Annotated in this window: 23 protein-coding genes; 16 read left to right on the forward strand and 7 right to left on the reverse strand. The window is 53.0% G+C overall.

Annotated elements, in window-relative coordinates; translation table 11 throughout:
* Positions 1-345: 345 nt before the first annotated feature.
* Both ampG and AC6I8T_RS04925 read right to left on the reverse strand, forming a co-directional pair.
* Entirely contained in the window at positions 346-1,839 is a 1,494-nt protein-coding gene (gene ampG, locus AC6I8T_RS04920; RefSeq protein ID WP_208724958.1) for a muropeptide MFS transporter AmpG, read from the reverse strand.
* A 53-nt stretch (positions 1,840-1,892) separates the two neighbouring features.
* Positions 1,893-2,471 carry a lipoprotein gene (locus AC6I8T_RS04925; protein ID WP_021185842.1) on the reverse strand — a complete coding sequence of 193 codons (579 nt, stop codon included), beginning with the start codon at positions 2,469-2,471 and terminating at the stop codon, positions 1,893-1,895.
* A gap of 269 nt (positions 2,472-2,740) precedes the next feature.
* Between AC6I8T_RS04925 and bolA the strand changes: the two genes are divergently transcribed.
* From bolA to AC6I8T_RS04970, 9 genes are all read left to right on the forward strand, one after another.
* Complete coding sequence (gene bolA, locus AC6I8T_RS04930; RefSeq protein WP_013508132.1) at positions 2,741-3,055, forward strand: transcriptional regulator BolA; 315 nt, start codon at positions 2,741-2,743, stop codon at positions 3,053-3,055.
* 304 nt (positions 3,056-3,359) lie between these two features.
* Positions 3,360-4,664, forward strand: coding sequence for a trigger factor (gene tig / locus AC6I8T_RS04935; protein WP_021185841.1), 1,305 nt, complete (start codon positions 3,360-3,362; stop codon positions 4,662-4,664).
* Positions 4,665-5,002: 338 nt separating this feature from the next.
* Complete coding sequence (gene clpP, locus AC6I8T_RS04940) at positions 5,003-5,626, forward strand: ATP-dependent Clp endopeptidase proteolytic subunit ClpP (RefSeq protein ID WP_013508134.1); 624 nt, start codon at positions 5,003-5,005, stop codon at positions 5,624-5,626.
* Between the two features lie 128 nt (positions 5,627-5,754).
* Positions 5,755-7,026 carry an ATP-dependent protease ATP-binding subunit ClpX gene (gene clpX, locus AC6I8T_RS04945; RefSeq protein WP_021185840.1) on the forward strand — a complete coding sequence of 424 codons (1,272 nt, stop codon included), beginning with the start codon at positions 5,755-5,757 and terminating at the stop codon, positions 7,024-7,026.
* Positions 7,027-7,216: 190 nt separating this feature from the next.
* The gene (lon, locus tag AC6I8T_RS04950; protein ID WP_013508136.1) at positions 7,217-9,571 is read left to right on the forward strand and encodes an endopeptidase La; all 2,355 of its coding nucleotides are present in this window, start codon (positions 7,217-7,219) and stop codon (positions 9,569-9,571) included.
* A gap of 213 nt (positions 9,572-9,784) precedes the next feature.
* Positions 9,785-10,057 (forward strand): nucleoid-associated protein HU-beta, encoded by a 273-nt coding sequence (hupB, locus tag AC6I8T_RS04955; protein WP_014606441.1) that lies wholly within the window; start codon positions 9,785-9,787, stop codon positions 10,055-10,057.
* 240 nt (positions 10,058-10,297) lie between these two features.
* On the forward strand, positions 10,298-12,166 hold the full coding sequence (gene ppiD, locus AC6I8T_RS04960) for a peptidylprolyl isomerase (protein ID WP_208724959.1): 1,869 nt from the start codon (positions 10,298-10,300) through the stop codon (positions 12,164-12,166).
* 139 nt (positions 12,167-12,305) lie between these two features.
* The gene (locus AC6I8T_RS04965) at positions 12,306-12,629 is read left to right on the forward strand and encodes a ComEA family DNA-binding protein (RefSeq protein ID WP_208724960.1); all 324 of its coding nucleotides are present in this window, start codon (positions 12,306-12,308) and stop codon (positions 12,627-12,629) included.
* Between the two features lie 102 nt (positions 12,630-12,731).
* Positions 12,732-13,130 (forward strand): acyl-CoA thioesterase, encoded by a 399-nt coding sequence (locus tag AC6I8T_RS04970; protein WP_021185837.1) that lies wholly within the window; start codon positions 12,732-12,734, stop codon positions 13,128-13,130.
* A gap of 41 nt (positions 13,131-13,171) precedes the next feature.
* On the opposite strand, the gene queC is transcribed toward AC6I8T_RS04970, so the two are convergent.
* Together queC and AC6I8T_RS04980 are read right to left on the reverse strand one after the other, a co-directional pair.
* On the reverse strand, positions 13,172-13,867 hold the full coding sequence (queC, locus tag AC6I8T_RS04975; RefSeq protein ID WP_497833548.1) for a 7-cyano-7-deazaguanine synthase QueC: 696 nt from the start codon (positions 13,865-13,867) through the stop codon (positions 13,172-13,174).
* Positions 13,868-13,893: 26 nt separating this feature from the next.
* Positions 13,894-15,621: an SgrR family transcriptional regulator gene (locus tag AC6I8T_RS04980; protein ID WP_208724962.1), complete on the reverse strand. Its 1,728-nt coding sequence runs from the start codon at positions 15,619-15,621 to the stop codon at positions 13,894-13,896.
* A gap of 94 nt (positions 15,622-15,715) precedes the next feature.
* Here AC6I8T_RS04980 and cof point away from each other — a divergent pair, with 94 nt between their 5' ends.
* Positions 15,716-16,540 carry an HMP-PP phosphatase gene (gene cof / locus AC6I8T_RS04985; protein WP_021185834.1) on the forward strand — a complete coding sequence of 275 codons (825 nt, stop codon included), beginning with the start codon at positions 15,716-15,718 and terminating at the stop codon, positions 16,538-16,540.
* Positions 16,541-16,574: 34 nt separating this feature from the next.
* Here the strand turns inward: cof and AC6I8T_RS04990 are convergent, their stop codons facing one another.
* Positions 16,575-17,609: a PLP-dependent cysteine synthase family protein gene (locus AC6I8T_RS04990; protein ID WP_208724963.1), complete on the reverse strand. Its 1,035-nt coding sequence runs from the start codon at positions 17,607-17,609 to the stop codon at positions 16,575-16,577.
* 115 nt (positions 17,610-17,724) lie between these two features.
* Between AC6I8T_RS04990 and AC6I8T_RS04995 the strand changes: the two genes are divergently transcribed.
* The 5 genes from AC6I8T_RS04995 to amtB all read left to right on the forward strand — a co-directional run bounded on the left by AC6I8T_RS04995 (position 17,725) and on the right by amtB (position 23,665).
* Positions 17,725-18,186, forward strand: coding sequence for an Lrp/AsnC family transcriptional regulator (locus AC6I8T_RS04995; protein WP_021185832.1), 462 nt, complete (start codon positions 17,725-17,727; stop codon positions 18,184-18,186).
* Positions 18,187-18,209: 23 nt separating this feature from the next.
* Positions 18,210-19,979, forward strand: a complete 1,770-nt coding sequence (locus tag AC6I8T_RS05000) for a SmdA family multidrug ABC transporter permease/ATP-binding protein (RefSeq protein WP_021185831.1) — start codon at positions 18,210-18,212, stop codon at positions 19,977-19,979.
* A complete protein-coding gene (locus AC6I8T_RS05005; RefSeq protein ID WP_208724964.1) occupies positions 19,972-21,747 on the forward strand; it encodes a SmdB family multidrug efflux ABC transporter permease/ATP-binding protein in 1,776 nt (591 codons plus the stop codon). The genes AC6I8T_RS05000 and AC6I8T_RS05005 overlap by 8 nt, the downstream gene beginning before the upstream one ends.
* Positions 21,748-22,005: 258 nt before the next feature.
* Complete coding sequence (glnK, locus tag AC6I8T_RS05010) at positions 22,006-22,344, forward strand: P-II family nitrogen regulator (protein WP_007886947.1); 339 nt, start codon at positions 22,006-22,008, stop codon at positions 22,342-22,344.
* Between the two features lie 31 nt (positions 22,345-22,375).
* Positions 22,376-23,665, forward strand: a complete 1,290-nt coding sequence (amtB, locus tag AC6I8T_RS05015; protein ID WP_013508147.1) for an ammonium transporter AmtB — start codon at positions 22,376-22,378, stop codon at positions 23,663-23,665.
* A gap of 71 nt (positions 23,666-23,736) precedes the next feature.
* Here amtB and tesB read toward each other — a convergent pair whose 3' ends face one another.
* Positions 23,737-24,600 (reverse strand): acyl-CoA thioesterase II, encoded by an 864-nt coding sequence (gene tesB / locus AC6I8T_RS05020; protein ID WP_021185829.1) that lies wholly within the window; start codon positions 24,598-24,600, stop codon positions 23,737-23,739.
* Positions 24,601-24,805: 205 nt separating this feature from the next.
* On the opposite strand from tesB, the gene AC6I8T_RS05025 reads away from it, so the two are divergent.
* Entirely contained in the window at positions 24,806-25,363 is a 558-nt protein-coding gene (locus AC6I8T_RS05025) for a YbaY family lipoprotein (RefSeq protein WP_497833549.1), read from the forward strand.
* A gap of 53 nt (positions 25,364-25,416) precedes the next feature.
* Here the strand turns inward: AC6I8T_RS05025 and AC6I8T_RS05030 are convergent, their stop codons facing one another.
* Positions 25,417-25,731 (reverse strand): MGMT family protein, encoded by a 315-nt coding sequence (locus AC6I8T_RS05030; RefSeq protein WP_013508150.1) that lies wholly within the window; start codon positions 25,729-25,731, stop codon positions 25,417-25,419.
* Positions 25,732-25,861: the final 130 nt, after the last annotated feature.

A 25,861-nucleotide genomic window follows, 5' to 3' on the forward strand; every position in this document is an offset into this window, starting at 1 on the left:
TGTCAGAAGGCTGTTGACACCTTTTGCTAAGGGTGTCACAGATGTTGCGCAGGGTGACAAATTATTAACGCAGACAAGCAGTTGGCATTATTATAACAAAATCAAATGATAGAAACCGCAGTAAAATCAGGGAAAGCATAAACCGTACTTTTAATACCCATTTATTTAACAATTTTGCATCATTTCTGCGATAATAAATCTACAAAATAATTGCTCACCGGTTTTTAATATTCACGGCAATTGTTAATTTAATGTTTCTTTTTTACGTTGTAAAAAAATGCTATCCGATAAAATTTAGTCGCTGATATTTTTTAGTCAATTAATTCGACGACAAGAATATAGCGGCTAAGCCTGATGGGTTTTTACCTGAGGGTGTTTTCGCAATGCGAGGCAATCAAGAGTCACCCCGAATGCCACCGCGATCAACGCCAGGCCCATTCCCACTTCAAACAGGTGAGCCAGTAGATTACCGGGTTGCCAGAATCCTGCGGCGCTCAGCGCCAACGCCAGCAGCCAGACCGCCAGCATGGCGCAGCCAAGGCTAAACAAACGCACCGTCCAGCGATACCCTTGTTGCCACTGGCTACGGGGGAGAAATTCGCCGCTTTGCTGGATTGCATTCAGCGTGTTACGGCACACCCACAGCAGCAGCAGACCAGGCAAACCTGCAACGACGGTAAAGGCATAGAATGTTGGCCATCCCCAGAGTTCCACTAACCAGCCTGCGGCTGGCCCGACATACACTCGACCCACAGCGGAAAGTGCGGAAAGCAGGGCAAACTGTGTCGCAGAGAAAGATTTGTTGCACAGTGTCATCAGCAGCGCGACAAAGGCGGCTGTCCCCATGCCGCCGCACAGGTTCTCAATAAATACCGCCCCTGCCATGCTCCATAAATGAGGTGGTGTTACCGCCAGTAGCCAGTACGCAAAATTCGATACCGCCTGCAACAGGCCAAAGATCATCAGCGCCCGGAACAGACTCAGGCGTTGCATCAGCACACCGCCATACAAAGCACCAATGATGGTTGCCAGCAGGCCAAGCGTTTTATTGACCAGGCCAACATCGCCCGGATTAAAGCCAACGCCACGAATCAGAAAGGTCGTGGTGAGTGAGGCGGCAAAAGCATCACCCAGCTTATAAAGGATGATGAGCGTAATCAGTAGCCAGGCATTATTGCGCTGGAAGAAATCTTTCAGCGGCAACGAGACGGCCTGGCGCAAATTACGTGGCTCATTAGCCGGAACTTCAGGTTCTTTAGCCAACAAGGTCGCAATCAGACCTGGCAACATCAGAATGGCCATCAACCAGTAAGTGGCCTGCCAACCGAGATAACGATCGGCCAGCCACAACGCAAGACCGCCGGAGATCAGCATCGCGAGGCGGTAACCTAAAACGGTAATGGCTGCACCGCTGCCGCGTTCTTCGGGCGGTAAGATGTCGGTTTTCCAGGCATCAAACACAATATCTTGCGAGGCAGAACAGAACGCAACCAGCACTGCTACTGCGGCCAGCAGCGTTAAATCCCGGGCGGGCTGCATAAAGCCCATTGCCACGATGCCGCCGATCAACAACAACTGCGTGACCAGCAACCAGCCGCGACGCCGACCGAGGAACGGCGGCGTATATCGGTCCATCATGGGTGACCACAGAAACTTAAAGACGTAGGCCTGGCCAACAAGGGAGAAGAAACCAATGGTTTTCAGGTCGATGTTCTCAACGGTCATCCACGCCTGCAACGTGCCAGCGGTTAACGCCAGCGGAAGTCCGGAGGCGAAGCCCAGTAACAGCAAAACGGCAGCATTACGTTGGGTAAAAATGCGCAGATAGTGAGAAGTCATAACGAACCTGAAGTGAAACCCGGCCAGCAATGACCGGGCGAAGAGCGACGGAATTAGCGGGCGTTCTGTTTAATGAAATTGTGGACGCTCGTATCTTGCGCCATATCAGAGATTACGTCACTTAACGTAGAGTTAACCGCGTTAGTAATTTTGTCATTCGTTGCAGTGAAGGCGCCTTCTACACTATAGGTCTGGCGGTAGTTTTTGACCTGCTTGTTACCATTTTTTGCGGTAGCAATAATAGAAATATCCGCTTTAGTGGTAATGCTGTAACGCACGTTACCCTGGGTAACATCGGCATACAGGCCATTGACTACGATTTGCAGATCAACCGCACCGTTCGGGCCAACCATATAGCCTCGTGCGGTCATCTGTTTCTCCAGCACTTCCTGTAACAGGAAACGCATATCACGCGACGGCGTCAGGGTGACCAACTGACCATCGCGGTTGACTTTAGCCAACGCCTGGTCGCTACGCTGATCGGCACCATTGATACTGACAGTCACGCCCATCAGGCTTGGGTCCTGCTGCGGCAGTTGAATTTTTGGTTGAATATTCAGCGTTGTATTATTGCTGGCACAGCCGGCCAAAATTAAGGCAGCCAGCAGAGGAAATAACAGTTTTTTCAACATACTCATTCTCATTAGCGGTATATGGGTTGGTTTGCAAAACTGCGGCCATCATAGCATTGCGTGAGTGTGAAAAAAGCCCTATGCCAGTGGAAATTGATTGTAAAGGGTTTTTTCAGATGGATGGAGATAAACCGGCGTTGACCTGGGTGACAGTATGGTTAAGATGCACACCCGGTATTATTTTTTCCTGCTTCCCTGCGGAAATGGCGAAAAACCTACTAATATTTAAACAGATGAGGCACAGCGCTCGCCGTAGAGGAGTGTTACCAATGATTCGCGAAGAAATAGAAGAAAAGCTGCGTAAGGCGTTCGAACCTGCACACCTCGAAGTGCATGATGAGAGCTACCGTCATAACGTGCCTGCTGGTTCTGAAAGTCACTTCAAAGTGGTGATCGTCAGTGACCGCTTTACCGGCCAGCGTTTCCTGGCTCGCCATCGCTCCATCTATAGCGAGCTGACGGCAGAGTTTGCCGGAGGAGTGCATGCGCTGGCACTGCATACCTACACACAAAAAGAGTGGGATGGTTTACAGGATACGGTACTGGCTTCCCCCAATTGCCGTGGTGCGGGTACGCTCGCCTGATTCTTCTCACTTCACCTGCCTAAAAAACGGCCTGCGGGCCGTTTTCACTTCCTTATTTACGCTTAAACGCGATCTGCGGCGCAAAAAAGCAGCAAAGTCGTTCAAAAGTGGTGACTTTGCAGCCTCGACTAGCCTGTATGATGCCGCTATAATGCGGCGTCTATTTTTCCGGAATGTCTTCGGGAGCTTCTGACAACAGGGAACAGGTTCTGTCAGCAGATGCCCTCCCGCTAGTTGGATACGGCGCATTTCATATGTGTGGTGTCTGAAGTTGACCGAGCACGCGATTTTTTGAGGTAGCAAGATGACAGTTTCAGTAGAAACCACTCAGGGTCTGGGCCGTCGCATTACGATTACTGTTGCAGCTGACAGCATCGAAAGCGCAGTGAAGAAAGAACTGGTGGATGTGGCGAAGAAAGTCCGTATCGATGGTTTCCGTAAAGGCAAAGTGCCGATGCAGATCGTAGCGCAGCGCTACGGTGCTTCTGTTCGCCAGGACGTGCTGGGCGATCTGATGCAGCGCAACTTTGTTGACGCCATCATTAAAGAGAAAATCAACCCGGCTGGCGCACCGAACTACGTGCCAGGCGAGTACAAGCTGGGTGAAGACTTCACCTACACAGTAGAATTTGAAGTCTACCCGGAAGTTGAGCTGAAAGGTCTCGACGCCATCGAAGTTGAGAAGCCGGTTGTTGAAGTGACCGACGCTGACGTCGATACCATGCTGGAAACCCTGCGTAAGCAGCAGGCGACCTGGAAAGAGAGCGATGCAGCGGCTGGTGCTGAAGATCGCGCGACCATCGACTTCACCGGTTCTGTTGACGGCGAAGAGTTTGAAGGCGGTAAAGCCTCTGACTTCGTACTGGCAATGGGCCAGGGCCGCATGATCCCAGGTTTTGAAGATGGCGTTGTGGGTCACAAAGCGGGTGAAACCTTCACCATCGACGTGAAATTCCCGGACGACTACCACGCGGAAAACCTGAAAGGTAAAGACGCGAAGTTCGAAATCGTACTGAAGAAAGTTGAAGTACGCGAACTGCCGGAACTGACCGAAGAATTCATCAAGCGTTTTGGCGTGGAAGATGGTTCAGTTGCGGGCCTGCGTACTGAAGTGCGTAAGAACATGGAACGCGAGCTGAAAGGTGCAATCCGTAACCGTCTGAAATCTCAGGCGATCGACGGCCTGGTTAATGCCAACGCTATCGACGTACCGGCTGCACTGATTGACAGCGAAATCGATGTTCTGCGTCGCCAGGCGGCTCAGCGTTTCGGTGGCAACGAGAAGCAAGCGCTGGAACTGCCGCGCGAGCTGTTCGAAGAGCAGGCGAAACGCCGCGTTGTTGTTGGTCTGCTGCTGGGCGAAGTAATTCGCACCAACGAACTGCAGGCTGATGAAAACCGCGTTAAAGCGCTGATCGAAGAGATGGCTTCTGCCTACGAAGATCCGCAGGAAGTGATCGAGTTCTACAGCAAGAACAACGAGCTGATGAACAACATGCGCAACGTCGCGCTGGAAGAGCAAGCGGTTGAAGCGGTGCTGGAAAAAGCGAAAGTGACCGAAAAAGCCACCAACTTCCAGGAACTGATGAACCAGACCGCTTCGGCCTGATTCGTTAGTTAACACGAAGTGCGAAGCCCGCGACAAAAAGTCGCGGGCTTTTTTATTTTCTCACGCTGAAAAGTCTGGATTTGTCTTCTATTTGATTAATTAACCGGCAAATTATCCGATAAGCTCTTTTTCCGTGTTAGCGAATAGGGAAAAGGTTGTTATGCTTGAAATAACTGGGCAGCATCCCCAGATACAGGGAGAATGCATGAAGACAGTGAAACTGGCTGATTAATCGTCCTGTTGGTGTCGGAGTGAGGAGGCAGCGCATAGTTTTCATCGCGCGTCTCACGTAAAATCGGTACAGAATGTTGCCAACGAAATTTATCCAGGAGACGGTAATGTCATACAGTGGCGATCGTGAATTTACTGCACCGCACATGGCGCTGGTGCCAATGGTGGTCGAACAAACCTCGCGTGGCGAGCGTTCTTACGACATCTATTCCCGCCTGCTCAAAGAGCGTGTGATCTTTCTGACCGGCCAGGTTGAAGATCATATGGCTAACCTGATCGTGGCGCAGATGCTGTTTCTGGAAGCGGAGAATCCTGAGAAGGACATCTACCTCTACATTAACTCGCCGGGTGGGGTGATTACCGCCGGTATGTCAATTTATGACACAATGAAATTCATTAAGCCGGATGTTAGCACCATTTGTATGGGCCAGGCCTGTTCAATGGGCGCGTTCCTGCTGACGGCAGGCACCAAAGGCAAACGCTTTTGCTTGCCTAACTCACGCGTGATGATCCACCAGCCGCTGGGTGGCTATCAAGGGCAGGCAACGGACATTGAGATTCATGCGCGTGAGATTCTGAAAGTGAAGCAGCGTATGAATGAATTGATGGCTGAACACACCGGTAAATCGCTGGAGCAGATTGAGCGTGACACCGAGCGTGACCGTTTCCTCTCTGCCAGTGAAGCGGTAGAGTATGGCCTGGTCGATTCTATTCTGACGCATCGCCAATAAGACACATCTGCCGGGTCCCTGGGCTATAGTTAACTGGACAACAGGCAGATGAGTTGCATGAATATCGGCCGTAACGTGCGGCCATTGCCGTACGCCCGTATGGCCCGAGAATGAAAAGAGGTTAGCTGATGACAGATAAGCGCAAAGACGGTTCAGGTAAGTTGCTGTACTGCTCTTTTTGCGGCAAAAGCCAGCATGAAGTGCGTAAGCTGATTGCCGGGCCGTCAGTGTATATCTGCGACGAATGTGTCGATTTATGTAACGACATCATTCGCGAAGAGATTAAAGAAGTCGCCCCGCATCGCGAGCGCAGTGCACTACCGACGCCGCATGAAATCCGCCATCATCTCGATGATTATGTTATCGGGCAGGAAAAGGCGAAAAAGGTGCTGGCTGTAGCGGTATATAACCACTACAAACGCTTGCGCAATGGTGACACCAGCAATGGCATCGAACTGGGTAAAAGTAACATTCTGCTGATCGGTCCAACCGGTAGCGGTAAAACCCTGCTGGCGGAAACGCTGGCACGCTTACTGGATGTGCCATTCACCATGGCCGACGCCACCACGCTGACCGAAGCGGGTTACGTGGGCGAGGATGTGGAAAACATCATTCAGAAGCTGCTGCAAAAATGCGATTACGATGTGCAGAAAGCTCAGCGCGGTATTGTCTACATTGATGAAATCGACAAGATTTCACGTAAGTCGGACAACCCGTCTATCACCCGTGACGTATCGGGCGAGGGCGTACAGCAGGCGTTACTGAAACTGATCGAAGGTACCGTGGCAGCCGTGCCGCCGCAGGGTGGTCGTAAGCATCCGCAGCAGGAGTTTTTGCAGGTTGATACCTCAAAAATCCTGTTTATCTGTGGTGGTGCTTTCGCCGGTCTCGACAAAGTGATTTCTCAGCGCACAGAAACCGGTTCAGGCATTGGTTTTGGCGCAACGGTGAAAGGCAAATCGCAGAAAGCGAGCGAAGGCGAACTGCTGTCTCAGGTAGAGCCAGAAGATTTGATCAAGTTCGGTCTGATTCCTGAGTTTATTGGCCGTCTGCCCGTCGTGGCAACGCTGAATGAACTGAGTGAAGAAGCCCTGATCCAGATTCTGCGTGAGCCGAAAAACGCCCTGACCAAACAGTACCAGGCATTGTTTAACCTGGAAGGCGTTGAGCTGGAGTTCCGTGACGAAGCGTTAACGGCGATTGCCAAAAAAGCAATGTCACGCAAAACCGGTGCGCGTGGTCTGCGTTCAATTGTTGAAGCTGCCTTACTCGAAACCATGTACGACCTGCCTTCAATGGAAGACGTCGAAAAAGTGGTGATTGATGAGTCAGTGATTGATGGCCAGTCCGAGCCAATGTTGATCTACGGAAAGCATGAAGCTCAAGCCTCTGGCGAATAAATAAACAATTAAACCACGTTGTTATCTTATAAAAGGGGAAAATCTTTCCCCTTTTGTTTTTCTCACGCCTGTGACATTGAATGTCGGATAAGCATCCCCATATACTCAATATCCTGTGGGTTTAACTGCATATTGATTGTGATCAGGCGGTTCCCATCACCTGGCGGACATTAAACTAAGAGAGAGCTCTATGAATCCTGAGCGTTCTGAACGCATTGAAATCCCTGTGTTGCCTCTGCGCGACGTAGTGGTTTATCCGCACATGGTAATTCCGTTGTTTGTGGGTCGGGAAAAATCGATTCGGTGCCTCGAAGCCGCTATGGATCATGATAAGAAGATCATGCTGGTTGCACAGAAAGAGGCTTCAACGGATGAACCTGGTATTAACGATCTCTTCTCTGTAGGGACCGTCGCTTCAGTATTGCAAATGCTGAAGCTGCCGGATGGTACGGTTAAAGTGCTGGTTGAAGGTTTGCAGCGCGCACATATCACCACGCTGGCAGATAATGGCGACCACTTCGTTGCCCAGGCTGAGTATCTGATCTCGCCCGAAATCGAGGAGCGCGAGCAGGAAGTGTTGGTCCGTACGGCCATCAATCAGTTTGAAGGCTACATCAAGCTTAATAAAAAAATTCCTCCTGAGGTTTTGACCTCACTTAACAGTATTGACGATGCAGCCCGTCTGGCTGACACCGTTGCGGCACATATGCCGTTGAAACTGGCCGACAAACAATCGGTGCTGGAGATGTCCGACGTCAATGAGCGTCTGGAATATCTGATGGCGATGATGGAGTCAGAAATCGATCTGCTACAGGTTGAGAAGCGTATTCGCAACCGCGTGAAAAAGCAGATGGAAAAAAGCCAGCGCGAGTATTACCTCAATGAGCAAATGAAGGCGATTCAGAAAGAGTTGGGCGAGATGGATGATGCGCCTGACGAATATGAAGCGCTGAAACGCAAAATTGAAGCGGCGAAAATGCCAACCGAAGCGCGTGAAAAAGCCGAAGCGGAATTGCAGAAGCTGAAAATGATGTCGCCGATGTCAGCAGAAGCGACCGTGGTACGTGGCTACATCGACTGGATGGTGCAGGTACCGTGGAACGCGCGCAGCAAGGTGAAAAAAGACCTGCGTAAAGCGCAGGAAACGCTGGATACCGACCATTACGGTCTGGAGCGTGTCAAAGACCGCATCCTTGAATATCTTGCAGTACAAAGCCGTGTCAGCAAAATCAAAGGGCCAATTCTGTGCCTGGTCGGACCGCCGGGGGTAGGTAAAACCTCGCTGGGTCAGTCGATTGCGAAAGCAACTGGCCGTAAATATGTCCGTATGGCGTTGGGTGGGGTGCGTGATGAAGCAGAGATTCGCGGACATCGCCGTACTTACATCGGTTCAATGCCGGGCAAATTGATCCAGAAAATGGCGAAAGTGGGGGTGAAAAACCCGCTGTTCCTGCTGGATGAAATCGACAAAATGTCGTCCGACATGCGTGGTGATCCGGCTTCGGCACTGCTTGAAGTGCTGGATCCAGAGCAGAACATTGCGTTTAACGATCACTATCTGGAAGTGGATTACGATCTGTCAGACGTGATGTTTGTGGCGACCTCAAACTCGATGAACATCCCGGCACCTCTGCTGGATCGTATGGAAGTGATTCGTCTGTCTGGTTATACCGAAGATGAAAAACTGAATATCGCCAAACAGCACCTGCTGCCGAAACAGATTGAACGTAACGCGCTGAAAGAGAAAGAAATCAGCGTTGATGACAGCGCCATTATGGGCATCATTCGCTACTACACCCGTGAAGCGGGCGTGCGTAGTCTGGAACGTGAACTCTCCAAACTGTGCCGTAAAGCCGTGAAAGCGCTGCTGATGGACAAAGCGAAAAAACACATCACCATCAACGGTGATAACCTCAAAGATTTCCTTGGGGTTCAGCGCTTTGATTATGGTCGCGCGGATAGCGAAAACCGTGTTGGTCAGGTAACCGGTCTGGCGTGGACGGAAGTGGGCGGTGATTTGCTGACCATCGAAACCGCCTGTGTTCCGGGCAAGGGTAAACTGACTTACACCGGTTCGCTGGGTGAAGTGATGCAGGAGTCAATCCAGGCAGCATTGACTGTCGTGCGTGCGCGTGCAGAGAAATTGGGTATCAACGGTGATTTCTATGAGAAACGTGATATCCATGTGCATGTGCCAGAAGGTGCCACACCGAAAGATGGTCCAAGTGCGGGTATCGCGATGTGTACCGCGCTGGTGTCCTGCCTGACGGGTAATCCGGTGCGTTCTGATGTGGCAATGACCGGTGAGATCACTTTGCGTGGTCAGGTGCTGCCAATCGGTGGTTTGAAAGAAAAACTGCTGGCAGCGCATCGTGGTGGCATCAAAACGGTGTTGATCCCGGACGAGAACAAACGCGATCTGGAAGAAATTCCGCAGAACGTGATCGCCGATTTGACCATTCATCCAGTGAAACGCATTGAAGAAGTGCTGAACCTGGCATTGGAAAATGCCCCTTACGGTATGCAGGTTGCGACGGCAAAATAGTGATTAACGGCAAAAACCGTTAAAAAGCGAGGCGGGCAGGCGAAATGGTGCTTGCCAGCCTTTTTTTGTGCCGCTAAGTTAGGGGGCTGCTGGATCAACGATTAAGACGAATACCGTTGTTTCGGCTCAACAGGCTTGATATAACTGGCTGCGCGTTCGTATCCGGCGGGAAGCGCGGATGCGATGTGAATAATAAAAGAGGGGATGAATAGAGTGAATAAGTCACAGTTGATCGACAAAATTGCTGCAGATGCGGATATTTCTAAGGCAGCAGCTGGACGTGTATTAGATGCATTCATGGGTTCCGTTTCTGACGCGCTGAAAGGCGGTGATGAAGTGGCATTGGTTGGTTTCGGTACATTCTCTGTTCGTGAGCGTGCTGCTCGCACAGGCCGTAACCCGCAAACCGGTAAAGAAATCACCATTCCGGCTGGTAAAGTGCCGGGCTTCCGTGCTGGCAAAGCACTGAAAGACGCTGTCAATTAATGACCGCTGTCACATCCGTTGAAGCATTTTCTTCAGCGGATTGAGGACGCAAAAGCCGTTCTCATGTAACATACGGGCACATCAATTTTGATGTGCCTTTTTTTATTCTGATGCGCAGCAAATGGCCCCTTTGGCTGTTGTCTCCGCAGGGTTGTCAGCTGCCAGCCTGAATTGCAGTTGCGCGATGATGACATCGTGTCAGAGCTTTACATTCACACTACAGCGGAGTGTTGTCATACCATGATGGACAATTTACGTGCGGCGGGTAATCACGTCGTGCTCAAAATCATTCTGGGATTGATTATCCTGTCCTTTGTTCTGACTGGGGTGGGTAACTACCTGATCGGCGGTAACAGTGATTATGCTGCCAAAGTTAACGGACATGAGATCAGTCGTGGAGAGCTGGAGCAGGCGTTCAACACTGAGCGTAATCGTCAGCAGCAGATGCTGGGCGACCAATTCTCGCAGCTGGCCAGTAATGAAGGCTACATGCAGCAGATGCGCCAGCAGGCCCTTTCTCAGCTGATTGACCAGGCTTTGCTCGATCAGTACATCAAAGATCTGCACATGGGCATCAGTGACGATCAGGTCAGGGATGCGATTTTCAATCAGCAGGCTTTCCAGACCAATGGTAAGTTCGACAACGCCAAATACAACGGTCTGATTACCAGCATGGGCTTCACTGCCGATCAATACGCTGAAGCGCTGCGTAAACAGCTGGCAAACCAACAACTGATCAACGCCGTAGCAAACACCGACTTTATGCTAAAAGGCGAAACCAGCAAGCTGGTTGATCTGGTGGCGCAGCAGCGCGAAATTCGTCAGGCCATCATTGATGTCAATGCATTGGCGGCGAAACAAACAACCACCGATGACGAAATCAGCCAGTACTATCAACAGCATCAAAGCAGCTTTATGGCACCGGAGCAGTTCCGCGTCAGCTATATCAAGATGGATGCAGCGAGCTTGCAGGAAAGCGCCAGCGAAGCGGATATTCAGAGCTGGTTTGATCAACACAAAGCCGACTACTCGCAGCCGCAACGTAACCGCTACAGTGTCATTCAGACCAAAACTGAAGCGGATGCCAATGCCGTGTTGGATGCGCTGAAAAAAGGCGAAGATTTCGCTACCCTGGCGAAAAGCAAATCCATCGACCCGATCTCTGCCCGTAAAGGCGGCGACATGGGCTGGCTGGAACCGAACACCACGCCGGATGAACTGAAAAATGCCAATCTGACCGAGAAAGGCCAGCTTTCAGGTGTGATCAAATCCTCGGTTGGTTTCCTGATTGCCCGTCTGGATGATATCCAGCCGGAGCAGGTTAAGCCGCTGTCAGAAGTGCACGATGCAGTTGCTGAAAAAGTGAAGCAGGAAAAAGCCGTTGATGCCTTCTATAAAATGCAACAGAAGGTCAGCGAAGCCGCCAGCAATGACAATGAATCACTGGCAGGCGCAGCAGAGGCTTCTGGCCTGAAAGTGGTTGAAACTGACTGGTTCAGCCAGGACAGCGTGCCGCAGGACCTGGATTTCGACGCGGTTAAACAAGCCATTTTCAACGGTGGCTTAGTCGGACAAAATGGTGCGCCGGGTAATAACTCCGACATCATCTCAGTGGATGGCGACCGCGCGTTTGTCCTGCGTATCAGCGAGCACAAACCTGAAGCAGTCAAACCGCTGGATCAGGTAAAAGCACAAATCGCCGATACCCTGAAGCATGATAAAGCAACCCAGCAGGCGAAAGAGCAGGCGAATAAGTTGCTGGCCGATCTCAATGCCGGTAAGCAGGATGTGCTGCAAGCCGCCGGTCTGACGCTGAGCGCCAGCAAAACCGTCGATCGCAATGCGCAGGACCCGGTAGCACAGTCTGCATTCAACCTGCCGCAGCCGGTTGACAACAAACCGTCATGGGGCGTGAGCGAAGACATGCAGGGTAATGTGGTGCTGGTGGCACTGGATAAAGTCAGCACTGGCAGCATGCCACAACCGCAGATTGACCAGATGGTGAAAGGTGTGACGCAGAATAACGCGCAAATCGCCTTCGAAGCCCTGCTGGAAAACCTGCGCAAAGAGGCCAAGATCAAGTACGGCGCAGCCGCACAAATGCAGTAAGCCTCGCAAAAAAATCAGAATGGTTGAAACAGACAAAGGCCGCTTATGCGGCCTTTTCCATTTCTGAGATTCGGCTTTTGAGCCTGATTCTGTGCTGTGACACTCTGCATCTGCTGTTAAACACAAGGAGAGACACAGCATGATCAAACAAACTTTTCAGGTCTTATTCTTCTCGCTGGCCCTTGGCGGTACGGTGTGTTCCACCAGTCTGGCAGCGGCAGAAAGCCCCAGTGAGACACAGGCAACGCAGGTATCACCGCCAGCGGAAGGACAGGTCAGCATCAATCAGGCAAGCGCAGAAGAACTTGCAGCTGCAATGAATGGTATTGGCCTGAAGAAAGCCCAGTCTATCGTTAGTTATCGCGAACAATACGGCCCATTTACCGCAATTGAGCAATTAAAGGAGGTGCCAGGTATCGGTAGCGCGTTGGTTGAGCGTAACAACGCCCGCCTGAAACTGTGAGAAAGCTCGCGACTCAGGAAGGATGAGGTCAACCTGCATTTACGCTGTGCTATGCTCAACAGGTCCAACCAGTTGTCATTCACAGCGTAATCAGGAGCAATAATGCAGACCACGATCAAAGTGCGCGGTTACCATCTTGACGTCTATCAGCACGTAAACAATGCGCGTTACCTGGAGTTTCTGGAGGAGGCGCGCTGGCAATGGCTGGAGGATGTCGATGCGTTCAACTGGCTGGTACAGCAGAAGCTCGCTTTTGTGGTGGTGAATATCAACATTAACTATCGCCGCCCGGCAGTGCTGGGCGACGTGCTGACGATTGAGAGTGAGATAGCGCAGTTGAATGGCAAGAGTGGCGTTATTTCGCAGCGGGTGTTGTTAGCCGGCGATGGTTCACCGGTTGCCGATGCGGCATTAACCTTTGTCTGCATTGACCTGCGTACGCAAAAAGCAGTGCCAATGGAAGGGGAGTTACGCGAACGGCTGGCGGCATTAATGGTATGACGAGAGGCTGGCGTCAGCGACGCCAGCGGGGTGAAGCGGGATCAGACCAGCCCGCTTTTTTGTTTCATCTGCGCCATGATGGCTGAGGCATTAGCCTGATAATCTGCCAGACCACGGGCGCGCAGATGGCAGGCAGCACATTCGCCACAACCGTCACCTTTGACGCCGTTATAGCAGGTCAGGGTTTCTGCACGCACCAGTGGCAACTGTTGCCAGTAATCCGCCAGTGCCCATGTTTCCGCTTTGTTGAGCCACATCAGCGGCGTTTCGAAACGAATATTGCGCGCCATGCCCAGGCTGACAGCGTTATTCAACGCTTTGACGAATTCATCACGACAGTCAGGGTAACCGGAAAAATCGGTTTCACACACCCCGGTGATGACGGCTTCGGCTTCCACCTGGTATGCATAAATCGAGGCCAGCGTTAAAAACAGAATGTTGCGTCCCGGCACGAAAGTACTTGGCAGGCCGCTGGCGTTGGGATCATAGGTCGGCACCGGGATGTTATCACGCGTCAGGCTGCTGACCGCCAATTCGTTCAGCAGCGTTACATCCAGCACCTTATGCGCGCGTGCGCCAAGTTTCTTTGCCAGTTCGGCCGCAACATCAATTTCTTCGCGATGACGCTGGCCATAATCAAAGGTGACGCAATGCACTTCATCATACTGCTGCAACGCCTGAATTAAACAGGTGGTGGAGTCTTGTCCGCCACTGAATACTACAACGGCTCTTTTCATCTTTTCTTCCGTATAAAACCCAGCCCTTATGGTAATGGCTCAGCTGTGTGATGAACAGTATCGACTGCGGCGGGAGGAGGGATCCACGCGCGGGTAAAGTCGAACCAGCCCAGGCTGTTAAGTTGAATGCCTTCCACGCCGGGAGGGGCAGAGATTTGATAGCGATAATTAAATAACGGCAGTAGATAACCGGCGCGCATCAGTTGCTCAAACAGCTGGTGGCTAAGAATAGCACGCTGCCCCGGGTCCTGTTGTTGCGCAATTTCGCGCAGATGCTGACGTAAATGGATCGCACTTTGCGTTCCCCGGAGTGGCTGCCATAGCGGATCGTTCTCCAGCCAGCTTACGAGGGTAAACAGCGGCGCGTCACCAATCAGGCGATCGCCCATCACCAGATCGGCTTCGGCCAGTTCACGTTCATCGCGCCAACTTTTGACGTCATGAAATATGCAAGTCAGCTGGCAGCCCTGCGCAGCTAATAGCGGCTTCAGGGCTTCCGCCATCACATGTAATTCCACTGGCAGATGATAATGCAAGGTGAGTGCAGCAGGCAGTGTGACCAGCGTTTCTTCCGAGGCAGGCACCGGCCAGCCTGGCAGCAACTCCTGGCTGGGAGTGATCAAGCCTTCATCCAGCGGCAACTGTTGGATCATGCCACTTCGCTGAATCAGGGCAATTAAGGTTTTAGCCTGCGCAGTACTCAGGCGTGCTGAGATACGGGGAGCCAGATAACAGAATCCGAGACTGATGCTGCGATCGACCGGGCGCAGTGTATCCAGCTCGTCAGGATCGCCAATGGCGATTTGTACCGGATGGCGGCAACTGGTGCCCAGGGTGCGATCAAACAGTTGGGGGGTGATCCAGTATTCAACCGCCTGAATCAATGGGCGTTGCAGATGCCAGCGCGCATGGCTTTCCAGTCGTACCAGTTCAGCGGCGAAATGCGTCAGTTTCCATGCACCGCTACCGATGTCATCACGTTCAGGATGTGGCAACAGGCAGTATTGGTGCGCCAGCCGTTGCGGCAGCCAGTAGTCACTGTGACGCAGGCGAATACGTAGCGCCAGTGGATGGGGCGCAGTGATACTTTCCACCGAGGCAAGCAGTCGCAACCCCGGAGTACTATGGCGGATCTTGTTAAACTGCGTGACCAGTTGCGCGGCATACAGCGGTTCATCGTTATGCCAGCTTAATTGCGGGCGCAACCAGAAAAACCAGTCACAGCCCGTGGCGTCATGTTGCCAGTGGTGAGCCAAATCACCCACGACATCGTCGCCGTTGAAGCGTGTCAGACCAGAGAAAATCTGGCGCGCCAGATGCTGTTCGGCACGTCCGGTTATTCTCAGCGGGCGCAAGGGTTCAAGGGCACGATAGTAGGGAATGCGTAATACCGGAGCCTGGTTAAGCCACTGACCGCCCATCAACGGACGCAACATGTTCAACAGATGATCGGGTTGCACATCCAGCACCTGCAATGCCTGCACCGCTTCGCCTGCGGCGAGTTGCTGCTGCAAAAGTTGCTGGCGTAGCTGTTCCGGTGACGTGAGAAAGGTCAGGATTCCCTGTTTACCGCGCCCCGCAGCACCCTGCCAACGCAGCCAGCCCGCGTCCTGCCACTGGCGCAGCAGGGTGCGAATATGGCGTTCGCTGCAAAAGCAGTGTTGTGCCATGGCAGAAACACTCAGTTGCTGGGGGGCACCCTGGCTAAGTTGCCAGAGCCGCTGGAATTGATTGACCCGATGAAGTTGCCGCATCACCTAAACCCGGAACAGTTTTCGAAAAGTATTCACTATTAGTTCCGCAATTACCAGGCGATAGTGGGAGTATCACACCGACAGGAGAACTCGCATGGCCCGCCTCGCGGCATTTGATATGGACGGTACGCTCCTGCTGCCGACTCATCGCCTGGGTACAGAAACTCTCGCCAGTTTGCACGCCCTGCATCAACGTGACGTCACGCTGGCGTTTGCTACCGGACGTCATCTGCTGGATATGCAGCCGGTGGTACGTGAGCAAATCACGCTACCCGCCTGGCTGATTACCGGCAATGGTACCCGCGTACACGATCTGGATGGCAAACAGTTATATGGCTGCGATCTGCCGCCTTCTATCGCCGAAGAGGTGATTCATCGCCACTGGCAAACACCTGCGACCATTCATATTTTCAATGATGAAGGCTGGTTTACCGACAAACCGCTGCCCTGGGTGCGGGAAGCGCATGTAATGAGCGGCTTCCACTATCAACTGCGTGATCTGCAACGTATGTCAGCGCATGAAGTCACCAAGATCTGTTTTATTGCCCCGCATGAGACGTTGTGTTTACTGAAAACCGAACTGGATGCGGCATTAGGTGAACGCGCGAATATCTGTTTTTCTGCCTGGGATTGCCTGGAAGTCTTACCGCTGGATTGTCACAAAGGGGCGGCTCTGGCGCGACTATGCCAGCATCTTTCCCTGTCGCTTGCCGATTGTATGGCGTTTGGCGATGCCATGAACGATCGCGAAATGCTGGACCGTGTCGGCAACGGTTTCATCATGGGCAATGCCATGCCTCAATTGAAAGCGGAGTTGCCGCATTTGCCGGTTATTGGACGTTGCGAGACACAGGCTGTGTCTCACTATTTAAATCACTGGATGACCACACCACACCTCGATTATTCCCCCGAATGCTGAGGCTTGCAGTGAACCGGACAGGATGTCCGGTTTTTTATTGCATCTCTCGCTGCCACGGCTGGATATCGCCAATGTGCTGCGCGACCCATTCCGCGTTGTAATAGGTATCCGGATAGCGTTCGCCGCTGTCGCACAGTATCGTTACCAGCGAACCTTGTTCACCCCGTTCACGCATACGTTTCGCTACCTGCAACATACCCCAGAAATTGGTGCCGGTAGAGGCTCCCGGACGACGGCCGAGAATCTGTTCCAGCTTCAGCATGGCAGCAACGGTTGCGGCATCCGGCACCTTGATCATCTCGTCAATCACATCGGGTAAAAACGACGGTTCAACGCGTGGACGACCAATGCCTTCAATCATGCTGCCACGGTCGCTACTCAGTCCGTGCTCGCGGCTGTGCCAGAAATCAAAAAACACCGAGTGCTCAGGGTCAACCACCAGCAGTCGGGTGTCATAGCCTTGATAACGGATATAACGCCCGAGGGTGGCGGAGGTTCCGCCCGTACCCGCACTCATAATCAGGGTATGAGGCACCGGGCAAGGTTCATGCGCCATCTGGCGAAAGATGCTCTCGGCGATGTTGTTATTGCCGCGCCAGTCAGTGGCACGCTCAGCATAGGTAAACTGATCCATAAAATGGCCGTTCAACTCACGCGCCAGTCGTTCCGATTCGCTATACAACTGGCAGGGATCGGTCACGAAATGACACTCCCCACCATAAAAGCGGATCAACTCGATTTTACGTTTAGCCGTGCTGGCGGGCATCACGGCAATAAATGGCAGCCCCAGCAGACGCGCAAAATAGGCTTCTGAAACCGCAGTGCTGCCGGAAGAGGCTTCAATAATTGGCGTTCCCTGGCGGATCCAACCATTGGCCAGACCGTACAAAAACAGCGAACGCGCCAGACGGTGTTTCAGGCTACCGCTCGGATGGGTGCTTTCATCTTTCAGGTAAAAACCAATGCCGGGAAAATCATCCAGGTTAAAGCGAATCAGATGGGTGTCGGCAGAGCGCTGAAAATCAGCGTTAATTTCGTTAATAGCGTGACGAATCCAGGGCGTTTGCATGCTAAGTTTCCGCAAAATTTAATCGCCACAGTGTAAGGCACTGGCAGGAAAAAGAGGTTGCTTTAATCGGTGTATAATGGCTCGATGAGAGAAAAATTTTCTCCCGGAGAGGTAAATGCTAGATAAAACTGACCGTAAACTGCTGGCGCTATTACAGCAGGATTGCACCTTGTCACTCCAGACGCTGGCAGATGCGGTCAATCTCACCACCACCCCGTGCTGGAAACGCCTGAAAAAACTGGAAGATGATGGCATTATTCGTGCGCGCGTGGCGCTGTTAGACGGCGATAAAATCGGTCTGGCGCTGACCGCGTTCATGTTTGTCAAAACCCAGCAGCATAGCAGCGACTGGTATCAGCAATTTGTCAGCGTGGTCCAGCAGATGCCGGAGGTAATGGCGTTCTATCGTATGGCCGGCGAATATGACTATCTGCTGCGTATTCAGGTGGCAGATATGAAAAGTTACGATGGTTTTTATAAGCGGCTGGTGAATGGCGTACCGGGTCTGATTGACGTGACCTCCAGTTTCGCGATGGAAGAAATTAAATACACAACCGCATTGCCGGTAGCACCCTGACGGGTAAAGAAAGAGACAGTCTTGTGCGATTATTCAGCCAGTTAAGTTGGTATTTTCTGCGCGAGTGGCGGCGATATCTGGGCGCGGTCACTCTGCTCATCATCATTGCGCTTCTGCAATTGCTGCCACCGCATTTGGTGGGCGTAATTGTTGATGGCGTTACCCAACATACCTTAAGCACCGGACGACTGATGATGTGGATCGGCGTGATGCTGGTCACTGCGGTGGTGGTTTATCTGCTGCGTTATGTCTGGCGCGTGCTGCTGTTCGGAGCCTCTTACCAACTGGCGGTGAAATTACGTGAAGATTTTTACCGTCAATTGAGCCGCCAGCATCCGGCATTTTACCTGCGTCATCGCACCGGTGATCTGATCGCTCGTGCCACCAACGATGTTGACCGCGTGGTCTTTGCCGCCGGGGAAGGGGTGCTGACGCTGGTGGATTCACTGGTGATGGGTTGTGTGGTGCTGGTGGTGATGAGCGTACAAATCAGCTGGCAGTTGACGTTACTGGCGTTGGTACCGATGCCGATTATGGCGCTGATTATCCATCGTTACGGCAATCAGTTGCATGATCGTTTCAAACTGGCACAGGCGGCGTTCTCCAGCCTGAATGATCAAACTCAGGAAAGCCTGACCAGCATTCGCATGATCAAAGCCTTTGGTCTGGAAGATCATCAATCGCAGCAGTTTGCGGCCATCGCGCGCGATACTGGCGAGAAAAACCTGCGAGTGGCAAGGGTAGATGCGCGTTTTGATCCCACCATCTATATCGCGATTGGTTTCTCCAATTTGCTGGCGATTGGTGGCGGGAGCTGGATGGTGTGGCATGGCAGCCTGACGTTAGGGCAGCTCACCAGCTTTGTAATGTACCTCGGCCTGATGATTTGGCCGATGCTGGCACTGGCGTGGATGTTCAATATCGTTGAGCGTGGCAGCGCGGCCTGGAGCCGTATCCGTGCGTTGCTGGCGGAAGCTCCGGCAGTGGAAGACGGCCAGCAAATGCTGCCGCCGGAAGCCGGGAATTTGCAGGTGGCGATCCGCGAGTTTCGCTATCCGGCGAGTGCCGGTGTGGCGCTCAGCCATGTCAATTTTCAGCTCAAACCCGGCCAAATGCTGGGCTTATGTGGCCCCACTGGCTGTGGCAAAAGCACGCTGTTAAGCTTGCTTCAGCGCCATTTCGACCTTGAACAAGGCGATATTCGCTATCACAACACCCCGCTGTCGCAGTTGCGCATTGATAGCTGGCGCAGCCGCCTGGCGGTGGTGAGCCAGACGCCGTTCCTGTTTTCCGATACCGTCGCCAATAACCTTGCGTTAGGTCGACCCAATGCCAGCCAGCAGGAGATTGAGCAGGTGGCGAAGATGGCCTGCGTTCATGAGGATATCCTGCGGCTGCCGCAGGGCTATGAAACCGAGGTGGGTGAACGTGGCGTGATGCTCTCAGGCGGTCAGAAGCAGCGCATCGCTATTGCGCGTGCGCTGTTGCTGAATGCCGAGATCCTGATTCTGGATGATGCATTATCTGCGGTGGATGGACGCACCGAGCACGATATTCTGCACAACCTGCGGCAATGGGGTCGGGGCCGTACGCTGATTATCAGTGCGCATCGTCTGTCGGCGCTGACCGAAGCCAGCGAGATTCTGGTATTGCAGCAGGGTCAGGTGATGCAGCGTGGCGACCACGACGATCTGGTGGCAGAAAGCGGTTGGTATCGTGATATGTACCGTTATCAGCAACTGGAAGCGGCGCTGGACGAGGATGAGATCAGCGAAGGAGCGAGTCGTGGCTAAATCTGTGCGTCTGTGGCCAACCTTGAAACGTTTACTGGCCTACGGCAAACCGTGGCGTAAATCGTTATGGCTGGCCGTGGGCATGTTATGGCTGGCGGCGGCGGCCGAAGTCACCGGGCCGGTGTTAGTCAGTTATTTTATTGATCATCTGGTGGCGCAACACCAGATGCCGTGGGGCATTGTCGCCGGGTTGGTGGTCGGATTTATTCTGCTGCAATTGCTGGCAGCGGGCCTGCACTATTTTCAGTCGTTGCTGTTCAACCGCGCGGCGATCGGCGTGGTGCAAAAATTACGTTCTGATGTGATGAATGCCGCGCTACGACAGCCGTTAAGCGCCTTCGATACCCAACCGGTCGGTCAAATCATCTCACGCGTGACCAACGATACCGAGGTGATCCGCGATCTGTATGTCACGGTGGTGGCAACGGTGTTGCGCAGTGCGGCGTTGATCGGCGCGATGCTGGTGGCGATGTTTGCGCTCGACTGGCGTATGGCGCTGGTGGCGATAGTAATTTTCCCGCTGGTATTGACGGTGATGTTGATCTATCAGCGTTACAGCACACCGATAGCGCGACGGGTGCGTAGCTATCTGGCCGACATCAATAACGGCTTCAATGAAGTGATTAACGGCATGAGTGTCATCCAGCAGTTCCGCCAGCAGGCGCGTTTTGGTGAGCGCATGGGGGAGGCCAGCCGTTCGCACTATCTGGCGCGAATGGAGACGCTACGACTGGATGGCTTCTTGCTGCGTCCATTACTGAGTTTATTCTCTGCACTGATTTTGTGCGGCCTGCTGATGTTGTTCAGCTTTGCTAACCCAGGCGTATTTGAGGTGGGCGTTCTGTATGCCTTTATCACTTACCTCGGGCGTCTGAATGAGCCGTTGATTGAACTCACTACCCAGCAATCGATGCTGCAACAGGCGGTGGTGTCGGGTGAGCGCATCTTTGAGTTGATGGATGCGACTCAGCAGGATTACGGCACGGATAACCGGCCACTGGCCTCCGGGCGTATTTCCCTGCGTGATGTCAGCTTTGCCTATCGCGCCGATCGTGACGTGTTAAGCCAGATCGATCTGGACGTGCCGCCCCGTGGCTTTATTGCGTTGGTTGGCCATACCGGCAGTGGCAAAAGTACGCTGGCAAACCTGCTGATGGGGTACTACCCGGTGACGCGCGGCAGTATCGAACTGGACGGTCGTCCATTGCCACAACTGACGCATCAGGCGTTACGTCAGGGGGTAGCGATGGTGCAACAGGACCCGGTGGTGCTGGCAGATACCTTGCTCGCCAATGTCCGTCTTGGGCGCGATATCCCGGAGCAGGCGGTGTGGCAGGCGCTGGAGACGGTGCAGCTTGCCGCGCTGGTGCGCGCTATGCCTGAGGGTATTCACACCCGGTTGGGCGAGCAGGGCAATAACCTGTCGGTCGGTCAGAAACAGTTGTTAGCGCTGGCGCGGGTGCTGGTATCGCTGCCGCAAATTTTGATCCTTGATGAAGCCACCGCCAATATCGATTCTGGCACTGAGCAGGCGATTCAGCACGCCCTGCGTGCCTTGCGTCAGCACAGCACGCTGGTGGTGATCGCGCATCGCCTCTCCACTATTACTGAGGCAGACCAGATTCTGGTCTTGCATCGCGGTCAGGTCGCTGAACGCGGTACGCATAGCCAGTTACTGGCGCAACAGGGGCGTTACTGGCAAATGTACCAGTTGCAACAGGCGGGCGATGAACTCGCGGCGGGCATTCCCTTAACGACTGAAGGGTGACTTGCACCTTTTTTGCGCACCTTTATCGGATTATTCTGTAGAAATGCACTTCTTTGAGGCTATAAGCACCAAAGAGGTGCAAACAATCCACTCCTTTCTTCCTTTCCTGCTGGTATTTGTGTTGTTCATCACAGAACGAAGCGCGCTGTAGCGCGGCTAATCTGCTGACTCTGCGGTTTTTTTATTTATGGCACACCCTTTGCTTATATCCCTGCGTGTCCGGTAAGACTCACTCATTAAATACCTGGAGGGGATCGTATGAAGCTGGTTACCGTGGTAATCAAACCATTTAAGCTGGAGGACGTGCGTGAAGCCTTATCCTCTATTGGCATTCAGGGACTGACAGTTACCGAAGTGAAGGGTTTCGGTCGCCAGAAAGGTCACGCAGAGCTTTATCGCGGTGCCGAGTACAGCGTGAACTTCCTGCCAAAAGTAAAAATTGATATCGCCATTGCTGATGATCAACTGGACGAAGTCGTGGATGTGATCAGCAAAGCCGCTTACACCGGCAAGATTGGCGACGGCAAAATTTTCGTTGCGGAACTGCAACGCGTTATCCGTATTCGTACTGGCGAGACCGACGAAGCAGCACTGTAACTAGGCCTTGATTGTGATGGGATGGAAAGAAATGAATAAAATGATGACGAAGTTAGGCCTGACCAGCCTGGCGCTGTTACCGTCTCTGGCCATGGCGGCAGCTCCTGCCGTTGCGGATAAAGCCGATAACGCGTTTATGATGATCTGCACCGCGTTGGTGTTGTTCATGTCGATTCCGGGCATCGCCCTGTTTTACGGCGGTCTGATCCGCGGTAAAAACGTATTGTCCATGCTGACTCAGGTAGCGGTAACCTTCTCTCTGGTTTGTGTGCTGTGGATGATTTACGGTTACTCGCTGGCTTTCAGCGAAGGCAATGCCTTCTTCGGTAGCTTCCAGTGGGCGATGTTGAAAAATATCGAGCTGAAAGCGCTGATGGGCACCTTCTATCAATATATCCACGTTGCGTTCCAGGCTTCCTTCGCCTGTATCACCGTGGGCCTGATTGTGGGTTCCATTGCGGAACGTATTCGTTTCTCTGCGGTGCTGATTTTCGTTGCGGTATGGCTGACTCTGGCTTATCTGCCGATTGCACACATGGTCTGGGCTGGCGGTCTGCTGGCATCTGATGGCGCGCTGGACTTTGCGGGCGGTACCGTTGTTCACATCAACGCTGCGGTTGCTGGTCTGGTCGGTGCTTATCTGGTGGGCAAACGTGCTGGCTTCGGTAAAGAAGCATTTAAACCGCACAACCTGCCAATGGTGTTCACGGGTACTGCAATCCTGTATGTGGGCTGGTTCGGCTTCAACGCTGGTTCTGCTTCTGCGGCCAACGAAATCGCTGCCCTGGCATTCCTGAACACCGTCATTGCGACGGCGGGTGCGGTACTGTCCTGGACCTTCGGTGAGTGGGCACTGCGTGGTAAGCCTTCTCTGCTGGGTGCCTCTTCAGGCTTCATCGCAGGTCTGGTTGCTATCACTCCGGCGTGTGGTTATGTCGGTGTTGGCGGCGCGCTGATTATCGGTCTGGTCGGTGGTTTGGCTGGTCTGTGGGGTGTCACGACCCTGAAGAAATGGCTGCGTGTTGATGACCCGTGTGATGTGTTCGGTGTGCACGGCGTGTGTGGCATCGTGGGTTGTATCCTGACTGGTGTGTTCGCTTCCTCTTCACTGGGTGGCGTAGGTTATGCTGAAGGCGTAACCATGGGCCATCAGGTATGGATCCAGCTGTTCAGCGTGGGTGTCACCATCGTCTGGTCTGGTGTGGTTGCCTTCATTGGCTTCAAACTGGCCGATATGATTGTTGGCCTGCGTGTTCCAGAAGATCAGGAACGTGAAGGTCTGGATGTTAACAGCCACGGCGAAAACGCTTACAACCAGTAAGAGCCGGGCTGAAAAAGAGAGCAGTGCGCTAAAATAATAAAAAGCAGAAGGGGCGAGTCATCGCCCCTTTTTTATTCGCTGCGTTGGCGCATCACCCCTTCCTGCACCGTGGTTGCCACCAGCGTGCCATCCTGAGTAAAAAACTCCCCGCGTACAAACCCGCGTGCACCTGATGCTGAGGTGCTGACAACGCTATACAGCAGCCATTCTGACAGGTCGAACGGGCGGTGGAACCACATTGAGTGGTCGATAGTCGCGACCTGCATGTCGGGCTCAAGGAAGCCTTTGCCGTGCGGCTGAAGCGCTACAGGCAGGAAGTTGAGGTCTGATGCATAGCCAAGCAGATATTGGTGAATCCGACGATCCTGCGGCAGTTGACCGTTAGCACGCACCCACACCTGACGTACCGGCTCATCAACACGGCCTTTCAGCGGGTTGTGAATCTGCACCGGACGAATATCGAGAGGACGTTCAGAGAGGAATTTTTCCCGTAATTTAATCGGCAGATGCGCTGCCAGCTTATGCGCCAGATCCTGTTCCGATGGCAAATTATCCGGGGCGGGGACCTGTGGCATGCTGTTCTGATGCTCAAATCCGCTTTCCGGTGCCTGGAACGAGGCCGTCATGTAGAAGATCGGTTGTCCATTTTGTACAGCGCTGACGCGGCGCGCGCTAAAGCTTTTGCCATCCCGTAGAGTTTCGACATCATAGATAATGGCTTTCTGGCTATCGCCCGGACGCAGGAAGTAACTATGGAATGAGTGAATGATACGTGCTTCCGGCACTGTCTGTTTCGCTGCATAAAGCGCCTGGCCAACCACCTGACCACCAAACACCTGACGCAGGCCGAGGTCTTCGCTTTGACCGCGAAATAATCCCTCTTCCAGTTTTTCCAGATTCAACAAATTAAGCAGGTTGTGCAGTGCCTGGCTCATAACGGATTCCTCAGTGATACCGGTCGGGCAAGTGTGAAAGATCCGACCAGTTGTCGTCAATCTTTTTGCCGTGGTTTCAGCAATCTAAGACCCGTCTTAAGCGCATTGCGGATTTTTGTGCCAGAATTAAGGGCATTCGGCGGTTGAATAGCTGCACATTATTTTTGCCGCCGACAATCATAGTGTTCATAAGGAGACGACATCAATGAAACTCTGGCAAATCATTAGCGGTATGACATTGGCTGTGGCGGTCGCAGGGTGCGCGGATCACAGCAAACCGGTGGCAACGCCAACGTTGGGTGCAACGGTTGCCGGTCAGCAAACGGCCATTGCGCAGCCGAATGTAAGTGGCTCCATTTATATTCGCCAGCGTATTGCGTTACCGCCGGATGCGGTGCTGACGGTGACTCTGTCAGATGCCTCACAGTCCGATGCACCATCCCGCGTGCTGGCGCAGCATGTGGTGCGTACCGAGGGCAAACAGGCACCGTTCCAGTTTGTGCTGCCCTATAACCCGGCAGACATCCAGCCGAACGCACGCATTCTGTTGAGTGCAGCAATAGCCATTGATGGCAGACTGGCGTTTATCACTGATACGGTAAAACCGGTGATTAATCAGGGCGGAACCAAGGTCGAATTGTTGCTGGTGCCTACCACCAATATGGCGATGCCAACGCAGCCTGGTGCGGCAACGACCGTGCCGTCTACCTCTCCAACGCAGGTGACACCATCGTCTTCAGTGCCTGCGGCGACCAGTATGTAAACGGATATCGTCCCGGCGCGATTTATCGCACCGGGACGAATGTGTACCGGGTATCAATCCTGATCCCAACGATATCGCGCCAGTTCAATTTCTCCCGCATCACTCACTTCGATCCCTTCAGCTTCCAGCGCATCGCGCTGACGAAACAAATCATCACCCTGTAGCGAAATACGTCCGTGACGATTCAGGACACGATGCCAGGGTAACTGGCTGCCGGGCGGGAGACGTTTCAGCACGCCACCCACCTGACGTGCCGCACGCGGGGATCCAGCCAGACGGGCGACATCACCATAGGTCATCACTTTACCGGGGGGAATGGCGGCAACAATCTGCCACACGCGCTGCGGAAAGCTATCGTGTTCACTCATTGGGTCGTCCTGAATAACCGCAAAGGGCAGACTTTAACATGAACCAGGGCACGCATAATCGCCTGTCTGTTCAAGAAAACAACGGTCATCCGGCGTTTGCTTGCAATTGCCGGGGGCTTACCTGATAATG

The sequence above is a fragment of the Pantoea sp. X-Soil-OKNW-556 genome (assembly GCF_059730695.1).